Origin of the sequence: Leptospira noumeaensis (assembly GCF_004770765.1) — a bacterium.
GTDB lineage: Bacteria > Spirochaetota > Leptospiria > Leptospirales > Leptospiraceae > Leptospira_A > Leptospira_A noumeaensis.
Map to the genome: position 1 here is coordinate 178,457 of NZ_RQFK01000026.1, position 21,008 is coordinate 199,464.

The window sequence follows — 21,008 nt, forward strand, 5'->3', positions numbered from 1 at the left end:
CTTCATAATTGAGAGTTTTATCAATTATGAAGAATCTCCGATTTTTATTTTTTTTGTCTAAAAGCCCGAAATTGAATTTTGTGTTATTTCTCCCAAAATATGCACCTAAACTTGTAATCGGATTTCTCTATTTATTTACTAGCTCCTGTTCCTTTCATAATACTTATATCGCAGATCATTTGGTCAAAAAACAAATCATCAAAAATACTGCTGAACACAGCGAAAGAAAATGGCTTTCCGATGGAAAAATCCATCTCATCACAATTGGAACAGGTTCACCCCGAGCTGATGAAAAAAGGATGCAAACTTCAACTGCAATCATAACCGATGGAAATTTTTTGATCTTCGATGCAGGTTCAGGAACCTCCATTGCTGCCGAAAGACAACATCTGCCTATGGATCAGATGAATGCAATTTTCCTTACACATTTTCATTCCGATCATATTGCAGATGTCCCGATGATGGTCAATAGTAGTTGGAGGTTAGGAAGGAAACACAATCTCCCTGTTTTAGGTCCAGAAGGAACGATTAAAGTTGTAGATGGTTTTAATCAATTTATGTCCTTTGATGCATCATATCGCCATAAAAATGGAGATGGAACCTCTTCAATTTCATATGCAAAAGCAATCGGAAAAGAAATACTAACACCTAAAGAAAAAGTAAAGTTACTGTTATTCGAAGGATTGAATGGGTTAAAAGTATATTGTTTTACAGTATCACATTCTCCAGTAGAACCTGCGTTTGGTTATTTGATCCAACACAAAGGGAAATCAATTGTTATCAGTGGTGATACGAGGAAAAGTGAAAATCTTGAACATTTCTCAGAAAATGCCGACATCCTAGTTCACGAGGCTATAAATAAAAAAATTTTAAAAAAATTTCTAGAAGTCACAGATCAATATCCAGATGATACTTCGATGCAAATTGCAGCTACAACGGCAGTCCGTGTTATGGATTATCATTCCTCCCCGTTGGATGCAGCTGAGATAGCTCAGAAAGCAAATGTCAAAACATTAGTTTATACTCATATCACTCCGACGCTCGGACCTTTTCTTCCCAGGAACTTCATTACTGTTCCAATGTTTTTAGAAGGAGTTTCTAACGTTTACAAAGGTGAAGTGATTATAGCGGATGATGGATTCCATTATGAACTGAACACACCGTAATTTAGCAAATGGTATAACAATCGTGAAAAACTTTATTAAACATAAATATAATCGTTTCAGAATTAAAACAATATTACTATTAATTTTGTTTTCTGCTAGTCCTTCAATGCCGGAGGATTTACATATTTTAGAATCCAAATCAAAATTAGAAATTGCATCCAATGTTTCTTCTTTTGCCTATCGAGACTCAGCTCGGTGGGAAGAATTAGAAGACCTTTTCCAAAAAGATGCTAAGATCTCCATCAGTTGGTTTGATGGGACTGCGAAAAGTTTTGTAGAAAAATCTCGCCTAATGGTAGATAGCGGAACACCTCCAACAAAACATTGGATTTCATCTCCAAGGATCACCCTATGTGGAAACCGTGCCTTGAGTGAAGCAGATGTGATGATTATGGTTCGGAGTTACGCGGGGCCAATCGAACTGGATGTAACCTCTTACACTCGATTTTATGACCAATTTGAATTGGATGAAGATGGTCGCTGGCGTATCCACAAAAGAACTGGTATTTATGAAAAGGATCGATTCGATCCTGTAGGCCCGTCTTTTCTATTTTGGGCTGCCTATATATTTATGCCCCTCGGTAAATATCCAAAAGAACTACGCCATCTTGCTTTTGGGTTAGAAAGAAGTGGTCTTTCTCTTGATCCAAATGTAATCACGTCTGGAAGTGCAAACGAAAAAATCTTAAAACAAAAGGCTTGGGAATGGAGTGGATGTGAAAAATTTACAAACGCAAAACAACCATAATGTGAACTGGTTACACAACTTTTGCTTTTGGAATCAACTTGGAAAACAAACCAAGAAAATATTTGTGTAAAAAAATCGCAAATTTTTCTTTAGGGCGAACAATCACAGTTTCGAGTTTTCCCATTTCAATCGCAGAGATTATTTTTTTTGCGCACACCCGAGAATCGATCCCTTCTTCAATTCCAGGATCAACCTTTCCATGTTTGGAACCATCACCAGAATATGCGTTTTCTGATATATTGGTTTTAATGAATCCAGGATACACTAAAGTAATTTTTATGTTATGATTTGTATTTTCTGCGCGAAGGGCTTCATAAAATCCAGTCAAAGCAAACTTAGAAGCTGAATAACCGGTGCGAAAAGGAACTCCAAATTTTCCTGCAATACTGGCTATACTTACAATATGACCCGCATTTTTGTTTTGGAAATATGGCAATAGAGCCAATGAAAGTGAGATATTCCCAAAAAAATTGATATTCATAATTGATTGGTAAGTGGAAAGATTTGTTTCATGTGCTAACGAACGTTGGCTGATACCGCCATTATTGATTAACACATCAACACGTCCAAATTTTCGAATCACAAGTCCAGGAAGTTCGCTGAGTGTAGTAAATTTTTCTAAATCCAAAGGTAAAATTAAACAATCATCATCGGACAAACCGGCTTGGATTCGTACCCTTTCTAATTCCGATTTACGACGGGCAGAAAGAACAAGTTTGACACCTTTGTCTTTTAATTCGTGAACCAATGCCTCTCCGATTCCCGATGAAGCTCCTGTGATCCAAACTACTTTATCCTTCCAAAACTTACTATTATATCCCTTCGTTAACTTCATTTTTCTTGGACAACCTTTAGTTCTTGATCGCCTAAATCGATTCTACGATCCGCAGTTCTTATGGAAGAACGAATGGTATCACCTGGTTGTAAGTATTCGGTTCGTTTCAGTTGGCCTTTTACAAATAAGTCCCATTTCTTTTTTTCAGAAAGTAAGGATGCAATTTTTTGAACCAATTTCCCTGGTGCTCTGAGTGCACATCCAGAAGGAGTTCCTGTTAACAAAACATCGCCTGGGTTAATGTTACAAAATTGAGATAACTCTTGGATGGTTTCTTCCGGTTTGTATACCAAACCAGCGATCGTATCGTGTTGGCGTACTCGATCATTGACAAGTAAGGTAAGTTCTAAATTTTCTAATAAAGAATCATCCCCTTCATCTAACACCGCAAGCACTGGACCTGCAGGCAAAAAACTACGATAAGATTTTCCTTTGTACCACTGCATTTGTGGAAGTTGGATATCTCTGGCCGAAATATCATTGACCATAAACAAAGCAGAAACATATTCGGAAAGTTTGAAGGAATTGATTTCTAAAGGTTTAGTGATTGGTTTTCCGAATACCAAACCAAGTTCAATTTCGTAATCTAGTAACCTAACATGGTTTGGTCGAATCACTTCACCGATGGGAGAAGACAAGGAAGCATCTGATTTTGTGAAAAATAAATTATAATTTTTTTCATCCGGATTTAGTCCAGACTCTATCAAATGTTGTTTGTAGTTTGCCCCTTGGCAAATGATTTGGCAGGGTGCTGTGATTGGAGAAAGTAGAGTGATTTCGTCCACAGAATCAGTGGGAGATTTTGGATTATTAGGTTTTGATTTTACGTATTCCAAAAATTCCCTTGTATTCAAATCACCAACGGAAAGTGGAAAAAATTTCCCATTTTCCGATTTAGCCCAGTCTATCTTTTTATTTTTTTCAAAACGTACATAATTTGTAGCCATATCATTTTCCTTTTTGTTAATACCGAACCCAGTTTCGAGGTGAGATTTTCATTGTTTTTTTAAGAGTGATTAGATTTTCAAGTTTAATATCCCGACCATTAAACATCCCTTTGACGAGAGAAAAAATTTTATCCAAGGTTAATTTTGAATCTAAAAAACTTTCTGGCATATCCTGCCCCCATTGGTATAGGCTTTTACGATTCACAAAATGGTAACCAACGGGAACTGTATGATCAAATTTATCTCCGTCTGCGTAATGTTCAACGAGCATTCCCTTTGGATCCCTATGGTAATCAAAGATCTGGCTACCTAAAAGGTGCCTTCCGATGCCCCAGGCAGGTTTCCAACCATTTTCCTGTAACCACTCTCTTCCTTTGGCCACTTCATCCAAATCTTCCAATTCAAATGCACAATGTTCCAAACGATCATCAGCACCAGTGGCAATCACTATTGTATGATGATCGGTTAACTTATCGCCTAAATCGCAACGTAAAAAAACAATGACTGGTTCTTTGGAATCAGGAAGGATTTGGATGTCTGAAGGAATCATTCCAAAAGTATCACAGTACCACTGTGCATTTTTAAAAAATTCTTGTTTGAGAAAAACTGCGTGGCCCAAACGCATTATCTTTGCTGCACCTTTGTCATAGGGACAGGGTTTATTGATCCTTTTTGTCTGATTTGGTGTATTCCAAGTTCTTTGATTTTTGTTTGTATTAGGTAAGTTTTCTAAGAAATTAGAAACTAATACAGCATCAACGGAAAGTCCAGATGGATCTGTTAAATTGGCAATGGGAAAATTTGATGAATTTCCGAACCTTCCGTTCTGTAAAAACTTCGCCCCTTTCAATTCTTTTAACTTCTCAAATTCTTCAAAAGAAGTAATGTACAAACCAACTCCAAGTAAAACATCCTCGTGGTGTTTTTCTATAGAAAAACAAGGATATGGGGAATTGAATCCATGAAACAAAACTCTATGTTCCGTTTCTTCGAGTAAACTGAGACCAAAATCAAGATAATACTCAGTGGCAATTTTAAGATTTTTTCTTCCGATCCGAAGGTAGGCAATGTCAGCGGCTTTACTCAATGGATTTTTTACACGGACAGGACAAGGTGAAGTGGAAATGAACTGTTTCATACATTTTTCTCTAAATAAATATTATAGAACGCGCGGAGTGTTTGGTTTGCATTTTCTTTGGTAAATACTGCGGCAACAATTCGATCAGGACGTAAAATGAGGAACCTGTCCAATCCACCAAAAACAGATAAAAAAGTAGAAGTCACATCTTCGGCACAAGGTGGCAAAGAATCAGACTTGTAGACTCTTTGTTGGTTAGAGAAAAACAATGTTTTGCCTCCCATCTTTTCCCAAAGAATTTTTGAATCCGCATCCAAAACGGTCAATGGATGTGTTCCATAACCTACTATAGAAAGTGATTGTCCCAAAAGATCATCCGAAAATTTAAAAACTCCATTTGGCAACTTAACAGGCGCTTGTGGAAATATGGTTCCAGGTTTTATACTTGATTTTGTAAGTTGATTATTTTTTAAAAATAAACCTTTTTTGAATGAATTTTCTGGTCGAATTCGCAAATCAAAAAGGAAACGTTTGATTGGCGTATAATATAAAAACTTAAATATAAAATCACGAAAGATTGCTTTTAGTTTACTTCTAGTCATAATGATGGAACCAAGTAACACTGCCAAACGGATTGTTTTCTTTGCATGTGGTCTTCGTTCTGTGTGATAACTAGAAAGAATTTTGGATGTTGCCGTTTGACCTATCACTGCTGCCAACTTCCAAGAAAGATTCATACTATCCCTAATTCCGCTCACAAGCCCTTGGCCAGCAAAGGGAGGAGTGAGATGAGCTGCATCACCTAACAAAAACACTCTTCCTTTTCCCATTTGATCCACTGTTTTTGCTTGGAAACGGTAAACTGCGACTCTTTCCACTTCCATTTGGGAAACATCACCCCAAGGTTTCATTAACTCACGAACCTTGTTTGGTTTTTCCATTTCTTCTTTTGTTTCTCCTTCGTGAAGAAGGAATTCCCATCTTTGAGAACCATTGGGTCCAGGAACATGGGCAACCGGTCGTTTGGGATCACAAATAAATTCCACTTTGTTTAGTAGATCTGGAAGATTGGATACATCCAATATCAGCCAATCTTCTTTGTAGGAAGAACCTAACATTGACCAACCTTGATTTTCTCTAACGGTGCTACGTGCTCCATCACAACCTAACAGAAAACCTGTGGTAATTTTACAAGCACCACCTTGGCATTTCACATTCACTATGATATTGGATTCTGATTCAATATGAGAAATATAAGTACATTCTGACCATAAACGAACATGAGAAAATCTTTTTAAACCATTCCTGAGTATCCTCTCCAATTCAGGTTGGTAAATGGAAACTAAACGTGGATGGCAATCCAGTGAACCTGCAGAATTGACTTTTGCAAAACAACCACCAAAGGGAGAAATCAGTTCTATCCCAGAAATGGCTGGCATAGAGGCCGCAATCTGATCCCCAAATCCCGCTGCCTGCAAAACTCTCAATGCATCTTGGTCCAATGAGATGGCTCTTGGTATTTCTAAGATCCCTGGATTGGCGTCGATCAAAAGTACAGGAATGCCCTGGAGGCCCAAAAGATTGGCTGTGAGAACCCCGACAGGACCTGCACCAACTATGACCACATTGGGAGTATTGAGATTTTTATTTTCTGCCAGATATTCCATAAATCCAGAATTCCCCTTTTTTGAGAGTATTCTCATTTATGAAAATATAGTCAATAACATTAAAATCCACAAACTATTGGGAATACGACAAACTACCGAAAATAAAGGAAAACAGAATAGGAAATCGAGATGAAAAAAAGGTCGGGGGGAGATATGGGGCGACTTAAATGGTAAGAAGAAACTATTTAAGCCGCATTCATTTTGAGGGATTTTTAGAATGAAAGGTTATAGGATTTCCATTATGGATTGGATTTCCAAACTTTATCATAGGCTCGGGTGACAGAGTTTTTTGCATTTGTATGGGAAAGACCGAAAGCTCTCAAAACCAAAACAATCATATCCACATCATGTGTTTTATAATTGGCCCTTCCTTCTAGGATATTTCGGATTCCATAGTGGATGGCTCCAACAAACAAAGCCAAGGCGGACTCTTCTGAATCAATTGTGAATTTTCCAGATGTGACCGCTTTTTTCAAATCTCGAAGGGGATAGGCTCTAAGGATCTCGCTCATTCTAGGGGCCACAGCCGCCACACGAATGAGAGCCCAGGCCCAATCGGAATCTTTTCTTGCTTTTTGTAAAAAATGTACCGCACCAAACGCCAAACGTTCCACTTCGTTTTGAATGTCAGCCATAAGGATGTCTGCTTCTGCAGCAGCCTGCTCTGCTAACATCAAAGCCGATGCATCCAATAACTCTTCTTTAGTTTTAAAATAATTATAAATGGTTCCGTTTGCTACTTCGGCTTCCACTGCTACTTCCGCAATGGATGTTTCTCCGGCATCCTTTACTGCAAATATTCGCAATGCAGCATTCATGATCTGTGCACGAGTTCTTTCTTTTTTAGGGAGCAAAGTTTTTTTGGATTTTCCTAGAGCCACAAACTCTATCAATTTTGAACGTCGTTTGCTTAACAACTACATTTTTGAGAGATATCTCATGTTTTAAGAAATCGATACGGGTAAGCATAGAATCACCGAAGACAAACTTTCTAGTCTTTTAGCAATAGAAGGGAAGATTTGATCTGACAAAACTTTAGTCCCCCGCGTCATGGGATCCGGAGGGCCACGGTCTCACTCAAACATGGGTGAGACGGGAGCGAGAGCGCACCCCGGAGTGAACCCGGTCGGTTTTAGAAATAATCCTTTTCAACTAACCAATTCGAGACGCTAATAGTCTAAAAAAGAAAATTCTCTAAAAAACTCAATGAAACTAAAAACATTAATCAGTATATTCTTAATCTCCACTTCGATTCTTTATGCAGAAGAATCAAAAACAAAACCAGCCGCAACTTTCGAATATGGATTAAAAGCACAAAACTTTACTTATTTTCCTTATGAAACAACAAGGCCTATTGGATACAACCAATCCGATTTGAGAAATAACAAGGATTTGGTTTATTTACCCTTTTTTAAATATAGAAATACCGGAAATAAATTTGGTTTTGATTTTGATATGATGGATGTAAAAATCAACAATCCTTATTACAAAGCTTATTATTTTAGCAATGGTTTTTTTCCTACTACATATGGATTTGGTAATGCGCAAAGACAAGAGTACAGGTTTAATTTTTTCTATTTGCCTATGGAGAATCAAGTTTTCTATTTTGGGCTCGGGATTTTAAAAATCGATCGATTTTATAAAGTTGAAAATTATGAATATGCATCTAACATCTACTCTGACAAAATAAATTCCTATGGAATTTCAGTGCCTGTAAGAAGTAAGATCGAACTCTTAGATGGATTGGAATTGAATCTAGGTTTTGATCCTTATGTGACCTATGGAAGGAGAAATTACACCAACCAAAGAGTTAGTAACGCGATGTATTATGAAAACACAACTGGCCCATACTTTTACCTGACAAAAACAAATCCAAATAACATAACTGAAATTTTAGGATTTCAGGCAGAAATTTCATTATCTTATAAATTCTATGATCATTTAAGATTCTACGTTGGATTCAGCAGAAACCAATCAACAGTTAGGTCTATTAACTTGGATCAAACGAATTATACTTATTATGGCGCAACAAATCAACTTTATGTTTTTGGTGAAAGTAAATATACTCGATTGGTTGATACTCATAATTCCATCTATTTTGGAGTTTCGAATACACATTAACGATATAACCATGGAGTTTCGTCCTTTACAAAGGCAGAAACTATGTTTGATTGGGATCAATTCTCATGATCCCAACTGTCATTGAATACAAACCGCAATCACAGCTCAGCCCTTATATAGAGAATTATCTTTTGATTCAATGTGATGAGGATTTTAGTAAATCTGTCATTCCACACCATTCGTTTGTTTTAACCATCAAACTCAAAGGAAATCATCACTATCGGATCCAATCAGATCTAAAAACTTTACCCTCCATCTCTTTATCGGGACTTAGAAAAACAGTAAAACACAATACACTCTCCAAAGGAACCGAGATCATCATCGTTAAGTTCCAACCATGGGGAGCATTTTCATTTTTCAATATGTCGATGTATCAACTGAATGAGATCGGAATTTCTGGATATGATCTATTGGATAAGACTGATTTAAATGACCTCCACTCAAAACTACAGGAAACAAAGGACAATCTAGCAAAGATTGATCATCTCGAAAATTTTTTATTAAAAACAATCAAAAATAAAACCATTGATCAAAGAATTTTAGAATCGATTTCGCAAATGAGTCATTCGCAAGGTACAATTAAAATCAAAGAGATTGCCTCCGTTGTGAATTTAAGTATCGATACCTTTGAAAAAAAATTTCGAGACGTGATCGGGAACACTCCCAAACAATTTTCATCGATCATCCGAATGAATTCGGCAATTCGAGAAATTCCAAAATATAATTCTTTCACAAGACTTGCTTATGATTTTGGATATTTTGACCAATCACATTTCATAAAAGAATTCAAATCTTTCACAGGCAAAACACCCACAGAATTTTTGACTTAAAAAATTATTCCATCCTGATTTTTTACAATCTCTCCTTTCGAAAATCCGCTATAAAGATTCAATACTTATCTACCAAAGGAAGATTGTTTATGTTACAAATTTTATTAAATTTGAATTGGATTGCTATCGGATTGGCATTCCTTGTCTATTTTTTTCTAGGTTACGTTTGGTTTACCATTTTATTTGAAAAACCATATAGAATATCTCTCGGAAAAGAAAACGAAACACCTACACCGTTAACAGCAATATTTATCATTGGCCCTGGAATTTGTACTCTATTCAATTTAGTCACCACAGCCATTTTCTTCTCAACTTTGCAAATCAACCAAATGGCCGATGCACTCCGATGGGGATCTTTGATTGGAATTGGATATTTAGCTGCCAATACCTTTACTATCGCCATCAATCCAAACATTCCGAGGCCCATTCTATATGGCATCATTTCCAGCGCCTACCACCTCGTAGGAATCAATATCGCCTCTTTTCTACTCATCCAAAACTTCTAAACACATAAAAAAAGCCGCTTCCCTTTCGGAGGAGCGGCTTTGATCCAAACCAATCTACCAACTTAGCAAACTAAGTCGGCGTAGTTTGTATTTTTGGCTTAACCCTTACGCTACTGGACCGTATTGGCTGTAGTCAAATTCTTTGGAACCAGTGAGGTATTTTTTGTAGTTCTCAATGAATTGTTTTGCAAGGTCAGTTGCCGTTTTGTCGTAGTCTTCTTTGTTTTCCCAAGCATTACGTGGGTTAAGGATATGTGAATCCACACCTTCGATGGTTTTTGGGAAAGACACTTGGAATACTGGGTGTTTTTCGAACTCGGACTTTTCAATGTTACCGTTAAGGATTTCATTGATGATTTGGCGAGTGGCAGGAAGGTTCATACGTTTTCCTACACCATACTTTCCACCAACAAGACCTGTGTTGATGAGGTATGCATTTACTTTGTGTTTTTTCATTTTTTCACCGAGTAACTTTGCATAGTATGTTGGGTGAAGAGTCATAAACGCCTGACCGAAACAAGCAGAGAAAGTTGCTTGTGGTTCTTTCACACCGCGCTCAGTTCCCGCAACCTTAGCTGTGTAACCAGAAAGGAAGTGATACATTGCTTGTTCGATAGAAAGTTTAGAAACCGCAGGAAGGACACCGTAAGCATCGTAAGTAAGGAAGATCACTGTGTTTGGGTGACCTGCTTTGGATCCTGGTTGAATGTTGTCGATGTGGAAGATTGGGTAAGATACTCGTGTGTTTTCTGTTTTCGCAGCAGAAGAGTAATCTACCTTTTTAGTTCCTGCATCAAACACAACGTTTTCGAGAAGGGCATCACGACGGATCGCAGCATAGATTTCTGGTTCTGTTTTTGGATCTAGGTTGATGGTTTTTGCATAACATCCACCTTCAATGTTGAAGATTCCGTTATCGTCCCAACCATGTTCATCATCACCGATGAGTTTGCGAAGTGGGTCAGTAGAAAGAGTTGTTTTTCCTGTTCCAGAAAGACCAAAGAAAAGAGCGCTGTCTCCATCCTTACCAACGTTAGCTGAACAATGCATAGTGAGCACGTTTTTAAGTGGAAGGTAGTAGTTCATGACAGAGAAAATTCCCTTTTTCATTTCCCCACCGTATTCCGTTCCACCAATGATACAGATTTTTTTTGCCAAGTGGAAGATCACAAATACATCGGAGTTAAGGCCGTGTTCTTTGTATTTTGTGTTTTTGTAACCAGAAGCGTTGATGATAGTAAATTCTGGATTTAGTTTTGCGAGTTCTTCTTTGGTTGGGCGAAGGAACATGTTTGTGCAAAAGTGGTGTTGCCAAGCTCTTTCTGTAACCACACGGAGAGAGATACGTGTGTCATCGTTAGTTCCAGCATGACCATCAAAAACATAAAGTTTTTTGTTATCGAGGAATTTGGTTACTTCTGCATAAAGTTCGTTGAAGATGGCTTCGGAAACCTTTGTATTGACCGGGCCCCACCAAATGTTATTTTGGGAAGAAGGTTCATCGACAAAGTATTTGTCTTTAGGGGAGCGACCCGTAAAAATTCCGGTATCTACCATCATCGTTCCGTTATCAGAAGTAACACCTTCTTTGTTGTTCAATTCGTGCTGGTAAATTTCTTCGTAAGATAAGTTATGGAAGACTTCGGATGGTTTCAGGCCGAGTTCAGCAAGGCCTTTTAGATTAGTAGATACTGACATGGATCTCTCCTCGATTTCACTTTGTGTTTTTCTAGCTTCTTATTTTGCGAGTCGGTGTCAATAACAGAAAATGAAGATTCTACACGCATCGGCAGAATATTTTCCTTACATCAAGATGGGTGGCCTTGCAGATATGCTTGCCTCACTCACCAAAGAACAGGCCAAGACCGAAGAAGTTTATGTCGCATTACCTTTGATTGGTAGGTTGGGAAAACCTCCCCAGTGGACTGGTCAAAAATTTCCTGCCCTTCTCCCCAAAGATGCCCCAATCGATTCCGTGGTGGCATCTGTTCTCAAAGCCTCACGGTTTTTGGAAGCGGAAGAAGGTGGTGTGAAGTTATATTTTTTTGAATCAGAATTATTCCAACCACTAGATTCCATTTATGGTCATGCGGAAGAACACTTTCGGTTTGCCATGTTTTCTTATGCTTGTTATGCTTTAAGTCAAATTCTAAATGTAGATGTTTTCCATGCCCATGATTGGCATACAGCACTCTCACTTGCCTTACAAAAGGATTCTGTAAAACCAATACCCAGTGTTTTCACCATCCACAATTTGGCTTACCAGGGGGACCATCCCTTTTGGATGACAGGATTTTTAAAAGAAGATCCTTTTCGACTCATCACAAGTCCCTTTGACCATGATGGAAAATGCAATTATATGAAAGCAGGAATTCTTTCTGCGAATCAAATTACCACAGTCAGTCCAGGCTATAGACAAGAAACGCTCTCAGAACCAAATGGATTTGGTCTCAGTTATTGTTTAAACCAAAGAGCATCTGACTATTCGGGAATTTTAAATGGAATCGATACAGAAGAATGGAATCCAAAAAAAGACAAACGGATTTACAAAACCTACTCGGTACGGAATTGGAAAGAAGGAAAATTAAAAAATAAAAAAGAGCTCTATCTAGAAATTGGAAGGCCTTCTTTACCTCTGGATGCCCCTCTCGTTGGTCTTATCGGAAGACTTACCTACCAAAAAGGATTTCCTACATTCTTAAAAGCATTGTCCGAAAGACACCACCTATCACACCGTTATGTGATTCTTGGCTCAGGTGATCAAGAAACAGAAAATGCTTTTTTCCATCTTTCCGAAACCATTCCTGATGTATTTTATTTTTATAAAGGATACAACGAAAGTCTTGCCCATAAAATCGAAGCGGCTAGCGATTTTTTTCTGATGCCATCCCTCTTTGAACCCTGTGGCCTGAACCAAATGTACAGCCATACTTACGGAACCATCCCCATTGTTTCTCGTGTGGGAGGACTGAAAGATACAGTAGAAGAATCCATTTTTTTACCATTCAAAACTGGAATTGTTTTTGAACCAAATGACGTGGGTTCGTTGGGATATGCCCTCGAACGCGCCAAAGACCTATTCGAATCTATCGACCGCGAAATCGTTGTAAAAAACATTATGAATTTGGATTGGAGTTGGAAAAAAAGAAAATTAGAATATGATTTAGTTTATTCTAGAGCAATTGAATCAAATCTATAAAATTTACTTTTAATATTTAAATTATTTGGCGCCTCGAACTTGTTAGTTGATGTTAATCCCACCTAAGAACGACCGCGCTTTACGCTCCAATCTTTCGCTTCGCGAAAGGATTTCCGCTGCAATCGCTGGCGCATGGAATTTTAAGTTTACATGAGTCCAAATCATATTGGAAACTTCCTCGCAATTCCCCTAATAATTTTTCATTTTAAAACCCACAAATGACTTGTGAAAGTTCACCTTATCTGTTCTTTTTAAAGTCTAACTCAATAATTAATTTCCATCATTCATTCCATATGATGGATTTGGAAAGTAACATGTTGTCACAAAATCGAATTTATACTTTTACCTTTGTTCTTTTCCATTTTCTCTTGATTGGTTTTTTTTTCAGCCATTGCAAACTGAACCTAAACAATCCCAGCGATCCTAGATCTAAAAGTTATTTTGAAACCGCAATTTGGAATGCATTTTTAAATACACGCTGTATCCCCGATGTACGAGGAAGTTTTTCTTTGGGAACTGGAAATACACTAGTCATTCCACTTTCAGTCAAAGCTTTAAAGAGTGGAAACACTGTAGTCACAGCAGTCACCCAAGAACCCTTAGCTTGGAATGGAAACACATACGGAATCCATACCAACCACCAAAACTCTGTTTTAAACGGAGTGGTTTTTGTCATTGATCGGTATTTTTCTCGCATTCTTTGGTTAGATTATTTGGGAGAAATGAGTTACGGGGTGGAAGATTGGCCAATCCCTGAAGTGGTTTCTGTAGATGAATTTTCCAATGGGGATCTTGGTTTTTTTGCACTCGTCAATGGAACTGGGAGATCCAATACCCTGAATGCAAAATCAGGTACATTAGCATTTTACCTTGCTAGATACAACCAGTATACCGGTGAAATCATTTGGCAAGGTTATGCCAATAAAGACAATACAAGGCTCTCTAACAAAGGATATGCTATGACGATCACTCCTTCTGATCAAATGGCAATTTTATACCAAGGTGTATCAGAAGCGTCCACGCCAACTGTTGATTCCACGGGACTTAGTTTTCCTGGATTACCAACACCCTCCACCGCAACAAATTCTACCATAGCGAGTCAAAAAGAACTTGGATTTGCTTTAGTGTCTGGAAACGGACAAGGAATCAGCCAAAGGTTCTTGCCAAACCCAGGTAACTCTACCGATGCCGTTCTATTTAAATCCTATTCCGACAAACTACTGATAGCCGGAGATACTGCCAATGAATTCATTTCATTTTCCGGCCATCCCCGATTGAACGAAGCAAGAGGGTTTTACGGGATTATGAATTTATCTCTCGGACTGGATTCAATTAGTTATTATGGACCAACAACTGCCGCCACTACCTCAAAAATCCGAAAATCACTTTTGGCCAATGGGGAAGTATATTTGGTTGGAATGATAAACGAAACTGATTCCACACCAAATACAATCCATCCATTCCAAGGAACTACTGGCCGAAGAAACTATCAAATTCTAAAACCAGATCGTAGTTCCACAAATTTGTTATGGAGCCAATACTTAGGATCAACGCTTTATAATGTACCGGATGTGATTCCGGGAAATCTGATTTATAACAGTGTCAGAGGAGAATTGGTGGGAAACCTACTAACAGTGGACAATGGATCTCCTTATACGGGAATCTCATCTAATATCCAATCGGGATCCGTGGTCAATGCTCTCGGCCAAGCCAGATTAAAAATGAATCCGACTACCGGTGCCTTCCAACAATTACAACTATACGAAGGGAGTACTGATTCTAACGGAACCAATGGAGTCTTTATTTCAAACCAAGCAGAAGTTTGTTCTGGTAGGATGGTAACCATCTATACTAGGATTAACTCTTTTGCGACGGCCACTACCGCGCGAAGGATAGAAGTAACAACACGCCCCGCATCTGAAGAACCTTAAACAATCAAGATATCCACTACATTCACAAGGATTAATACCAAAAACAAAAACCCAAATGTTAATTTGTTTAATATACACTAATTACATTAATAATAGAGAATATTCAATTTTTACTTAACAATTGGATATAAAAATTCAAATCAAATTTAGAATATTTTTAAGATGTTAATGATTCCGATTGGTATCAGGACAAAGGACTTGAGGAATTCATCGCTTCTCAAAGTATGACCTAAAATATAAAAAACCTTTCTTTACTGAAAGGAAAATTAGTTTGGCGATGGAACAATTGATCAATTTCATACGGAAGTTTTCTTTACTTATTATTCTCTTTATAATCCAAATGCAGTTTAACAACTGTAAACTGAAATTAAACAATCCTAAAGATCCAATGTCTCAAAGTTTTATGGAAACTTGGTTATGGGAGTCCTATTTAAATAGCCTTTGTACACCGAATTTGAGAGGAACAATTCAACTGGGCTCAGGCGGAGCGCAAGTCTTTGCCTACGATCTATTAAAATTAAAAAATGGAAACCTTGTTGTTTTTGGAGCAACCGGAGAAGCTCTTGAGTGGAATGGTTCCAATACAGGAAAAAATTATTCTTATACTTCGGGGGCTCAGTTTTTTGTAGCTCTGATCAATGGAAAAAATTTTCAAATTGAATGGTTGGATTATTTGGGTGTGACTGCCACAGCTTTCAATAGTAATATTCCACAATCAACAAATCTTGCTGAGTTTACTAACGGTGATTTTGTGGTGAAGGCCTACGTTTATTCAGGGCAAAATTTACCGGCACCTATATCAGAAAAAAACAATGAAGACTCTATGTTTTTTGTTCGATTCGACCAAAATGGAAATCGCATCTGGCAAACATATTTAGACAAAAGTAATGAAGCTTTGGACGACGCGTATTCCTCAATCGTCGTTGACCAAAAAGATAATGTTCACTTTTTTTTTGGAACACTTCACCCATATACGGATACAATCGGGTTTGTTGAATTCGCACCACCAGAACAAACATCCTTAGGTGGAAACATTTTAGAAACTGGCTGGGCAATCATTAACGGGAACGGCAATCCCATTCGACAAAAGTACATTGTAGGAACGCCAAACAACGCTGTCGCGATCCGGTCAGCCGTACTTGGAACATTTCAAAACATACTTTTGTATGGAGTTGCGAATGGAAATATAGCAGGATTTTCCGGCCATCCTTATCCAAACAATACTAGGCCTAGACCAATTATTATCAACCTTTCTATAGAGGGATTTCAGATCTTTAATGTAAGTTATTTGGGATCAAGTGACCCATCTCAGACGAATGTGATTTCAACTGCACTGATTTCTGGAGAAGATGGTTTTTTTGGCAGTGGATTCTATGCAGGAAACTTCGGAAGTCCAATTTTACCAGCCGTAAATGAACTCTATCGGAGTTTTCTTTTTTTTAAGACGGATTGGATTGGGAATCCACTTTGGCATACACTTGTTAGTACTGAAGATGAAGCAGTTTCCGATGTATTTCCTTCAATATCCTTTATGCCTGGAAATCAACTTCGAGTAAAACTACTCGGCCCAGAAGAAAACAAACGTTATTCGAGTCTTAGTAACATAGAAAACGGACCTGGTACCAATGAAAATCAAAGTCTTACCGTTCGATTGGACCAAACAGGCAAATTCACAAAGGCTTATTATGAAACCAATGCCACAGGTGCAGCGTACCCTGTGGGACTTGAATCCAAAGCTTGTGAAGTTTGCCAAGGGCGACTGGTTCGTTTGGATACAGTGATTCAATTCCCAAGTATGACCCGCTATGCAGAAATCTCAACTCGTCCTGCAAGTGAGGAACCTTAAACGGCTCTTTTTCAGAACAAAACTAGCGGTATTTTCTCATTTTTTTCTTCCCATTCTGTCACAAACGGTAAAATCAATTGTCCCAATAGAAAAACCGTTCTTTAGGAGAATGATATGAAGATTCTTTCCGTAATCCTGACTGGATTTGTTGCTGTTGAACATGTGTTCATTTTGGTATTGGAAATGTTCCTTTGGAAATCAGAGTTTGGAATGAAAGTATTCCAACTAACACCTGAAACTGCAGAGATCACTGCTAAGCTTGCAAAAAACCAAGGTCTTTATAATGGATTTTTAGCAGCTGGACTTTTTTGGGCTTTGTTTTTCATCAAAGACCAAACACAAAAATTCCAAACCATTTTGTTTTTTCTGATTTGTGTGGTAGTGGCAGGGATTTATGGTTCAGCAACTGCTAAGTTTTCCATTTTGTTTTCACAAGGATTACCAGCTTTCCTTGCTCTTGTTGTTCATTACGTAGCTAACAAAAAATAATGATCGAAGATCCGCATCTTTTACTATTAGAGAGTTCACTTGCTGGGAAAACCAATGCTTTGGAAGAACTGATTCAAATCTTCCAACCAAAGGTGTTTTCATTGGCTTTGAAATTTTTATGGAATCCAGAAGATGCGGAAGATGCTACCCAAGAAATTTTGGTAAAGGTGATTACAAACTTAGGTGGGTTTAGGAAAGAAAGTAAACTTTCGACTTGGATCTACCGGATTGCCAGTAACCATTTGATCAATGTACAAAAATCAAAAATGGAACGAAGGAAAGTACATTTGCGAGCCATTCGCGAAGAATTACACCGAACACAAAAACCTTTCCAACCTCCTATTGAATTCCCAACTGTAACCATGGATGAAGAATCCTCTCCCCCAGTTTCCGAACTTGTTTTACATGTTCAGGTAGCTTGCACCTATTCCATGTTACAAGGTCTTTCTAGGCCTTACCGAATGGCTTATCTTTTAGGGGAAGTGTTCCAAACATCCAGTGAAGAAGGAGCCTTGGTGATGGGAATTCGACCAGAAGCCTTCCGCCAAAAGTTATCTAGGTCTAGAAAACAAATGGAAACATTTCTTGGAAAAGAATGTAGTCTCACAAAAGCAGAAAACCCCTGCCATTGCCCCAATCGAATCGGTTATGCCACAAGGGCCGGAAGGATCAAATCCTATCTCAAACTTTCAGAACAAATGAAACTAGATGGAAGATGGAAAGAAATAAAACCAATGATGGCCGATACTTCTAAAATTAGGAAAGCAGCGGAGGTATTTCGAAATCATCCAGAATACTTACCTAAAAAAAATCAGTTAGAAAACATTCGCACACTTTTACACAACTCGTTTCCACTCTCGGCTCGGTGAATTTCCATAAATTCGTTTGTATGCTTTCGAAAAAGAAAAAGCAGACGAATAACCTACGTTCTGTGCAATTTCTTCCAGACCCATATTTCCTTTTTGAAACATTTGTTTGGCTTTTTCCATTCTAAGTTTTGCCAAATACTCCATCGGAGGAATTCCCAAAACATCACGAAAACGATTGGCTAAGTTTGCCCGAGAGATCCCTGTTTCTTTTGCCAAAGATTCAATCGTCCAATCTTTGTGATACCCATTGTGTAATTTTTCAAGTGCGTACAAGACTTGTGTATCATGAAAGGCTTTGATCCAACCAGATTGTGAATCTACATTTTGGTTTAGCCACATGCGCAACATATAATATAACAAAATATCCGTTAACCTTTGAACAATTAAATCTGTTCCAAGATTGAGCTCTAATTCACGAGAAAGAATTTGAATGATATCTCCGAGTGCATGATGGGCCTCGATGGTTTCGTAAGGTATATGGATGTATTCTGGTAATTCCAAAAAAAGCGGATGGATGGGGCCTGGCGGGATTTCATAACGAACAGAAACAAAGGTTGTAACAGGATTTTCTTTTTTGATACGGATCTCCTTGTCACTTAAGAAACGTTCAATGGTGACAACTTTTGCCTTAGGGTCTGATAACAATTCGTGATTGGTTCCTCTAGTGATAAAAATTAGATCCCCTTTATGTAAAGGGATTGTTGTTCCTTCCACTCTCGCATAACAGCTGCCTTGTGTTACGACATGAAAACCACCACTTTTTTCACAAGGGAAAAGGAACCCAAAACTATCAAAAATTTGACCCTTGGAAAGTAGGTCGTTTTTCCAACTGGCAGAGGCGAGTATATCAGAAAGTAGATCCATGGCCTTTTTTCGCCGAATTCCTACCAAAAGTCTACCATTTTATACGATTGGACATATTTTTAATATTTTATGACATAGACAGTCTAAAAAATTAAGAGTATTCTAGTAAGACAATAACGGAATCTTTCCGAATTCAAGGATTAACTATGAAAGTATTTGTATATGGCGGCTCTGGACTCGTAGGTGGTCACCTAGTCACCGAATTATTAAAAGCGGGACACGAAGTCTTTGCAGGATCCAGAAAACCGGAATCCCAAAAGAGTTCTACTCACTTACACTGGGTGTTTGCTGATTCTAGCGAACTCACCAAAGGATTGGAAGTTTTGGAAAAAGTGGATGCAGCTTATTTTTTAAGCCCTCCTGGCCAAACCAACCAATACGAAATTCTTGCCCCTTGGATTGAAAAAGCAAAACAAGTAGGCCTTAAAAAATTAGTTCTTATGACAGCAATGGGTGTCGAACACGCACCACCAGAAGCACCATTTCGCAAAACCGAGATACTACTCGAAGGAGCAGGGATTCCTTGGAATATCATTCGCCCTAACTGGTTTATGCAAAACTTCCATACCTTCTGGATTTCAGGAATCAAACAAGATGGAAAAATTTATTTCCCAGGTGGATCGGCAAAAACAAGTTTCATTGATGCAAAAGACATTGCGTCCGTGGCAGCAGTGCTTCTAACAACCACCAAAAACGAAAACCAAGCCTTTACATTAACAGGGCCTGAATCGATAGACCACAATGAAGTGGCAAACCATTTAACAAAAGTAAGTGGAAAAACAATTGGGTATGTAGATGTAGATCCAAAAGTATTTGAATCTTCTCTTGTATCAGCTGGTCTTCCAAAAGATTATGCAGCGTTTCTTGTGATGATCGCAGGTGCCTTAAAAGAAGGATTTGCATCTCCTATCGTCGACACAGTAAAAACTCTGACAGGAAAAGATCCCATTTCTTTTAGTCAATATGCAAAAGAAAATGCGGATGCTTGGAAATAAGTGCAAACATCTCGTTTTACCATTTGATTACTTTAAGGAAGATTGAATTTTAATCTGCGATTAAGATGTGGTTGGCGGCACCGCCAGTCACATCTTCCAGTCCGTTTCTAAGGAGTAACTTACGAAATGGTAAAAATGATGATCCACTGGCAGAAACGTTTCTTTCTTAACCTTAACAATATTGAATCTAGCTGCATGAAAGAATCAATTTTTATATTTGATTCTGTATCTTTAACATAGGAGAAACAAATATAAATAATTACTATCCTCAATTAAATTTCTAAATTACAAACAAGACTCGATCTTACTCAATTCACCAAGTAACCAATCTCTTGATTTGATTTCTTTACCATCAGAAAATTTGATTAGGTAGGGAGTTCCCGTTAGAAATGATTTCGATGCAATTTTTTCAATGAAAAGTTTCGCAGTCCATTCTTTAGGATCAGGTGCAAAGAAGGATTTTTTTGCCTCTTCTAATTTATAACGTAGATGTTTCTCTGCGGCATCTGCCGGATGAGATTCTCCATTACGAATCAAACTCCCTTGTACCTTCCCTACTTTTGCCAAAAGTTTTTCAATTTTTTGTTCCTCAGTCAATTCGGGACAAGAGCTTGTTTTTGCATTTAAAAGAGAAAAGGTTGAACCAAAGAAAACAAAAATAGAGAATACGATTCCAAAAGAGTGAAGAACTTTCATAAATACATCCTAATTTTTCGATTTTGCAGAAACCAAAATTTAAATTTATCTTGTATCGAATGTTGATTTGTAAATTTTAATTTGTATAGAAAGATTTAAGTAAATCATAACAAAATTTCTGAATTTTATGACTATAAGTCACGTATAAATGACTCTTAGTTACTTTAAATTGACCTATAGTCAATAAGCATTTTTTTCTAGCATATTTTTTTGGACATTCC

Annotated in this window: 19 protein-coding genes; 11 read left to right on the forward strand and 8 right to left on the reverse strand. The window is 37.8% G+C overall.

The genetic code is table 11. The features are described from left to right. The first annotated feature begins 80 nt into the window (after positions 1–80). Both EHQ24_RS08950 and EHQ24_RS08955 read left to right on the forward strand, forming a co-directional pair. Positions 81–1,166, forward strand: a complete 1,086-nt coding sequence (locus EHQ24_RS08950; RefSeq protein ID WP_167483070.1) for an MBL fold metallo-hydrolase — start codon at positions 81–83, stop codon at positions 1,164–1,166. Between the two features lie 106 nt (positions 1,167–1,272). Then, positions 1,273–1,914, forward strand: a complete 642-nt coding sequence (locus EHQ24_RS08955; RefSeq protein WP_135601325.1) for a nuclear transport factor 2 family protein — start codon at positions 1,273–1,275, stop codon at positions 1,912–1,914. 10 nt (positions 1,915–1,924) lie between these two features. Here the strand turns inward: EHQ24_RS08955 and EHQ24_RS08960 are convergent, their stop codons facing one another. From EHQ24_RS08960 to EHQ24_RS08980, 5 genes are all read right to left on the reverse strand, one after another. Next, entirely contained in the window at positions 1,925–2,749 is an 825-nt protein-coding gene (locus EHQ24_RS08960; RefSeq protein WP_135601326.1) for an SDR family oxidoreductase, read from the reverse strand. After that, a complete protein-coding gene (locus EHQ24_RS08965; RefSeq protein ID WP_135601327.1) occupies positions 2,746–3,696 on the reverse strand; it encodes a fumarylacetoacetate hydrolase family protein in 951 nt (316 codons plus the stop codon). The genes EHQ24_RS08960 and EHQ24_RS08965 overlap by 4 nt, the downstream gene beginning before the upstream one ends. 16 nt (positions 3,697–3,712) lie before the next feature. Next, positions 3,713–4,834, reverse strand: coding sequence for a VOC family protein (locus tag EHQ24_RS08970; RefSeq protein ID WP_135601328.1), 1,122 nt, complete (start codon positions 4,832–4,834; stop codon positions 3,713–3,715). Next, on the reverse strand, positions 4,831–6,441 hold the full coding sequence (locus tag EHQ24_RS08975; protein WP_135601329.1) for a bifunctional 3-(3-hydroxy-phenyl)propionate/3-hydroxycinnamic acid hydroxylase: 1,611 nt from the start codon (positions 6,439–6,441) through the stop codon (positions 4,831–4,833). Before EHQ24_RS08975 ends, EHQ24_RS08970 begins: the two co-directional genes overlap by 4 nt. Positions 6,442–6,680: 239 nt before the next feature. Beyond that, positions 6,681–7,295: a TetR/AcrR family transcriptional regulator gene (locus tag EHQ24_RS08980; RefSeq protein ID WP_244310358.1), complete on the reverse strand. Its 615-nt coding sequence runs from the start codon at positions 7,293–7,295 to the stop codon at positions 6,681–6,683. 352 nt (positions 7,296–7,647) lie between these two features. Between EHQ24_RS08980 and EHQ24_RS08985 the strand changes: the two genes are divergently transcribed. From EHQ24_RS08985 to EHQ24_RS08995, 3 genes are all read left to right on the forward strand, one after another. Beyond that, a complete protein-coding gene (locus EHQ24_RS08985) occupies positions 7,648–8,562 on the forward strand; it encodes a hypothetical protein (protein ID WP_135601330.1) in 915 nt (304 codons plus the stop codon). A gap of 65 nt (positions 8,563–8,627) precedes the next feature. After that, a complete protein-coding gene (locus tag EHQ24_RS08990) occupies positions 8,628–9,392 on the forward strand; it encodes a helix-turn-helix transcriptional regulator (RefSeq protein WP_135601331.1) in 765 nt (254 codons plus the stop codon). A gap of 89 nt (positions 9,393–9,481) precedes the next feature. Next, complete coding sequence (locus EHQ24_RS08995) at positions 9,482–9,898, forward strand: DUF1761 domain-containing protein (protein WP_135601332.1); 417 nt, start codon at positions 9,482–9,484, stop codon at positions 9,896–9,898. Between the two features lie 105 nt (positions 9,899–10,003). Here EHQ24_RS08995 and pckA read toward each other — a convergent pair whose 3' ends face one another. Next, complete coding sequence (gene pckA / locus EHQ24_RS09000) at positions 10,004–11,596, reverse strand: phosphoenolpyruvate carboxykinase (ATP) (protein ID WP_135601333.1); 1,593 nt, start codon at positions 11,594–11,596, stop codon at positions 10,004–10,006. Positions 11,597–11,666: 70 nt separating this feature from the next. Here pckA and EHQ24_RS09005 point away from each other — a divergent pair, with 70 nt between their 5' ends. The 5 genes from EHQ24_RS09005 to EHQ24_RS09025 all read left to right on the forward strand — a co-directional run bounded on the left by EHQ24_RS09005 (position 11,667) and on the right by EHQ24_RS09025 (position 18,232). Beyond that, positions 11,667–13,097, forward strand: coding sequence for a glycogen/starch synthase (locus tag EHQ24_RS09005; protein WP_135601334.1), 1,431 nt, complete (start codon positions 11,667–11,669; stop codon positions 13,095–13,097). Between the two features lie 314 nt (positions 13,098–13,411). Further along, on the forward strand, positions 13,412–15,028 hold the full coding sequence (locus tag EHQ24_RS09010) for a hypothetical protein (protein ID WP_135601335.1): 1,617 nt from the start codon (positions 13,412–13,414) through the stop codon (positions 15,026–15,028). A 388-nt stretch (positions 15,029–15,416) separates the two neighbouring features. Next, complete coding sequence (locus EHQ24_RS09015) at positions 15,417–16,874, forward strand: hypothetical protein (protein WP_135601336.1); 1,458 nt, start codon at positions 15,417–15,419, stop codon at positions 16,872–16,874. Positions 16,875–16,988: 114 nt separating this feature from the next. Continuing rightward, positions 16,989–17,363, forward strand: a complete 375-nt coding sequence (locus EHQ24_RS09020; protein ID WP_135601337.1) for a DUF1304 domain-containing protein — start codon at positions 16,989–16,991, stop codon at positions 17,361–17,363. Next, a complete protein-coding gene (locus EHQ24_RS09025; RefSeq protein ID WP_135601338.1) occupies positions 17,363–18,232 on the forward strand; it encodes an RNA polymerase sigma factor in 870 nt (289 codons plus the stop codon). The genes EHQ24_RS09020 and EHQ24_RS09025 overlap by 1 nt, the downstream gene beginning before the upstream one ends. Here the strand turns inward: EHQ24_RS09025 and EHQ24_RS09030 are convergent. Next, positions 18,200–19,096 (reverse strand): AraC family transcriptional regulator, encoded by an 897-nt coding sequence (locus EHQ24_RS09030; RefSeq protein WP_135601339.1) that lies wholly within the window; start codon positions 19,094–19,096, stop codon positions 18,200–18,202. The genes EHQ24_RS09025 and EHQ24_RS09030 overlap by 33 nt on opposite strands. A 146-nt stretch (positions 19,097–19,242) precedes the next feature. Here EHQ24_RS09030 and EHQ24_RS09035 point away from each other — a divergent pair, with 146 nt between their 5' ends. Then, a complete protein-coding gene (locus tag EHQ24_RS09035) occupies positions 19,243–20,091 on the forward strand; it encodes an NmrA family NAD(P)-binding protein (protein ID WP_135601340.1) in 849 nt (282 codons plus the stop codon). A gap of 285 nt (positions 20,092–20,376) precedes the next feature. Here the strand turns inward: EHQ24_RS09035 and EHQ24_RS09040 are convergent, their stop codons facing one another. Further along, complete coding sequence (locus EHQ24_RS09040) at positions 20,377–20,787, reverse strand: DUF5329 family protein (protein WP_167483071.1); 411 nt, start codon at positions 20,785–20,787, stop codon at positions 20,377–20,379. Positions 20,788–21,008: the final 221 nt, after the last annotated feature.

Excerpts from the sequence above, each read along its gene's own strand:
- EHQ24_RS09015 (WP_135601336.1), top strand. The coding sequence starts at position 15,417 with ATGTCTCAAAGTTTTATGGAAACTTGGTTATGGGAGTCCTATTTAAAT.
- EHQ24_RS08990 (WP_135601331.1), top strand. The coding sequence starts at position 8,628 with ATGATCCCAACTGTCATTGAATACAAACCGCAATCACAGCTCAGCCCT.
- EHQ24_RS09010 (WP_135601335.1), top strand. The coding sequence starts at position 13,412 with ATGTTGTCACAAAATCGAATTTATACTTTTACCTTTGTTCTTTTCCAT.
- EHQ24_RS09020 (WP_135601337.1), top strand. The coding sequence starts at position 16,989 with ATGAAGATTCTTTCCGTAATCCTGACTGGATTTGTTGCTGTTGAACAT.
- EHQ24_RS09005 (WP_135601334.1), top strand. The coding sequence starts at position 11,667 with ATGAAGATTCTACACGCATCGGCAGAATATTTTCCTTACATCAAGATG.
- EHQ24_RS08985 (WP_135601330.1), top strand. The coding sequence starts at position 7,648 with ATGAAACTAAAAACATTAATCAGTATATTCTTAATCTCCACTTCGATT.
- EHQ24_RS08955 (WP_135601325.1), top strand. The coding sequence starts at position 1,273 with ATGCCGGAGGATTTACATATTTTAGAATCCAAATCAAAATTAGAAATT.
- EHQ24_RS08995 (WP_135601332.1), top strand. The coding sequence starts at position 9,482 with ATGTTACAAATTTTATTAAATTTGAATTGGATTGCTATCGGATTGGCA.
- EHQ24_RS09035 (WP_135601340.1), top strand. The coding sequence starts at position 19,243 with ATGAAAGTATTTGTATATGGCGGCTCTGGACTCGTAGGTGGTCACCTA.
- pckA (WP_135601333.1), bottom strand. The coding sequence starts at position 11,596 with ATGTCAGTATCTACTAATCTAAAAGGCCTTGCTGAACTCGGCCTGAAA.
- EHQ24_RS09040 (WP_167483071.1), bottom strand. The coding sequence starts at position 20,787 with ATGAAAGTTCTTCACTCTTTTGGAATCGTATTCTCTATTTTTGTTTTC.
- EHQ24_RS09025 (WP_135601338.1), top strand. The coding sequence starts at position 17,363 with ATGATCGAAGATCCGCATCTTTTACTATTAGAGAGTTCACTTGCTGGG.
- EHQ24_RS09030 (WP_135601339.1), bottom strand. The coding sequence starts at position 19,096 with ATGGATCTACTTTCTGATATACTCGCCTCTGCCAGTTGGAAAAACGAC.
- EHQ24_RS08970 (WP_135601328.1), bottom strand. The coding sequence starts at position 4,834 with ATGAAACAGTTCATTTCCACTTCACCTTGTCCTGTCCGTGTAAAAAAT.
- EHQ24_RS08960 (WP_135601326.1), bottom strand. The coding sequence starts at position 2,749 with ATGAAGTTAACGAAGGGATATAATAGTAAGTTTTGGAAGGATAAAGTA.
- EHQ24_RS08975 (WP_135601329.1), bottom strand. The coding sequence starts at position 6,441 with ATGGAATATCTGGCAGAAAATAAAAATCTCAATACTCCCAATGTGGTC.
- EHQ24_RS08965 (WP_135601327.1), bottom strand. The coding sequence starts at position 3,696 with ATGGCTACAAATTATGTACGTTTTGAAAAAAATAAAAAGATAGACTGG.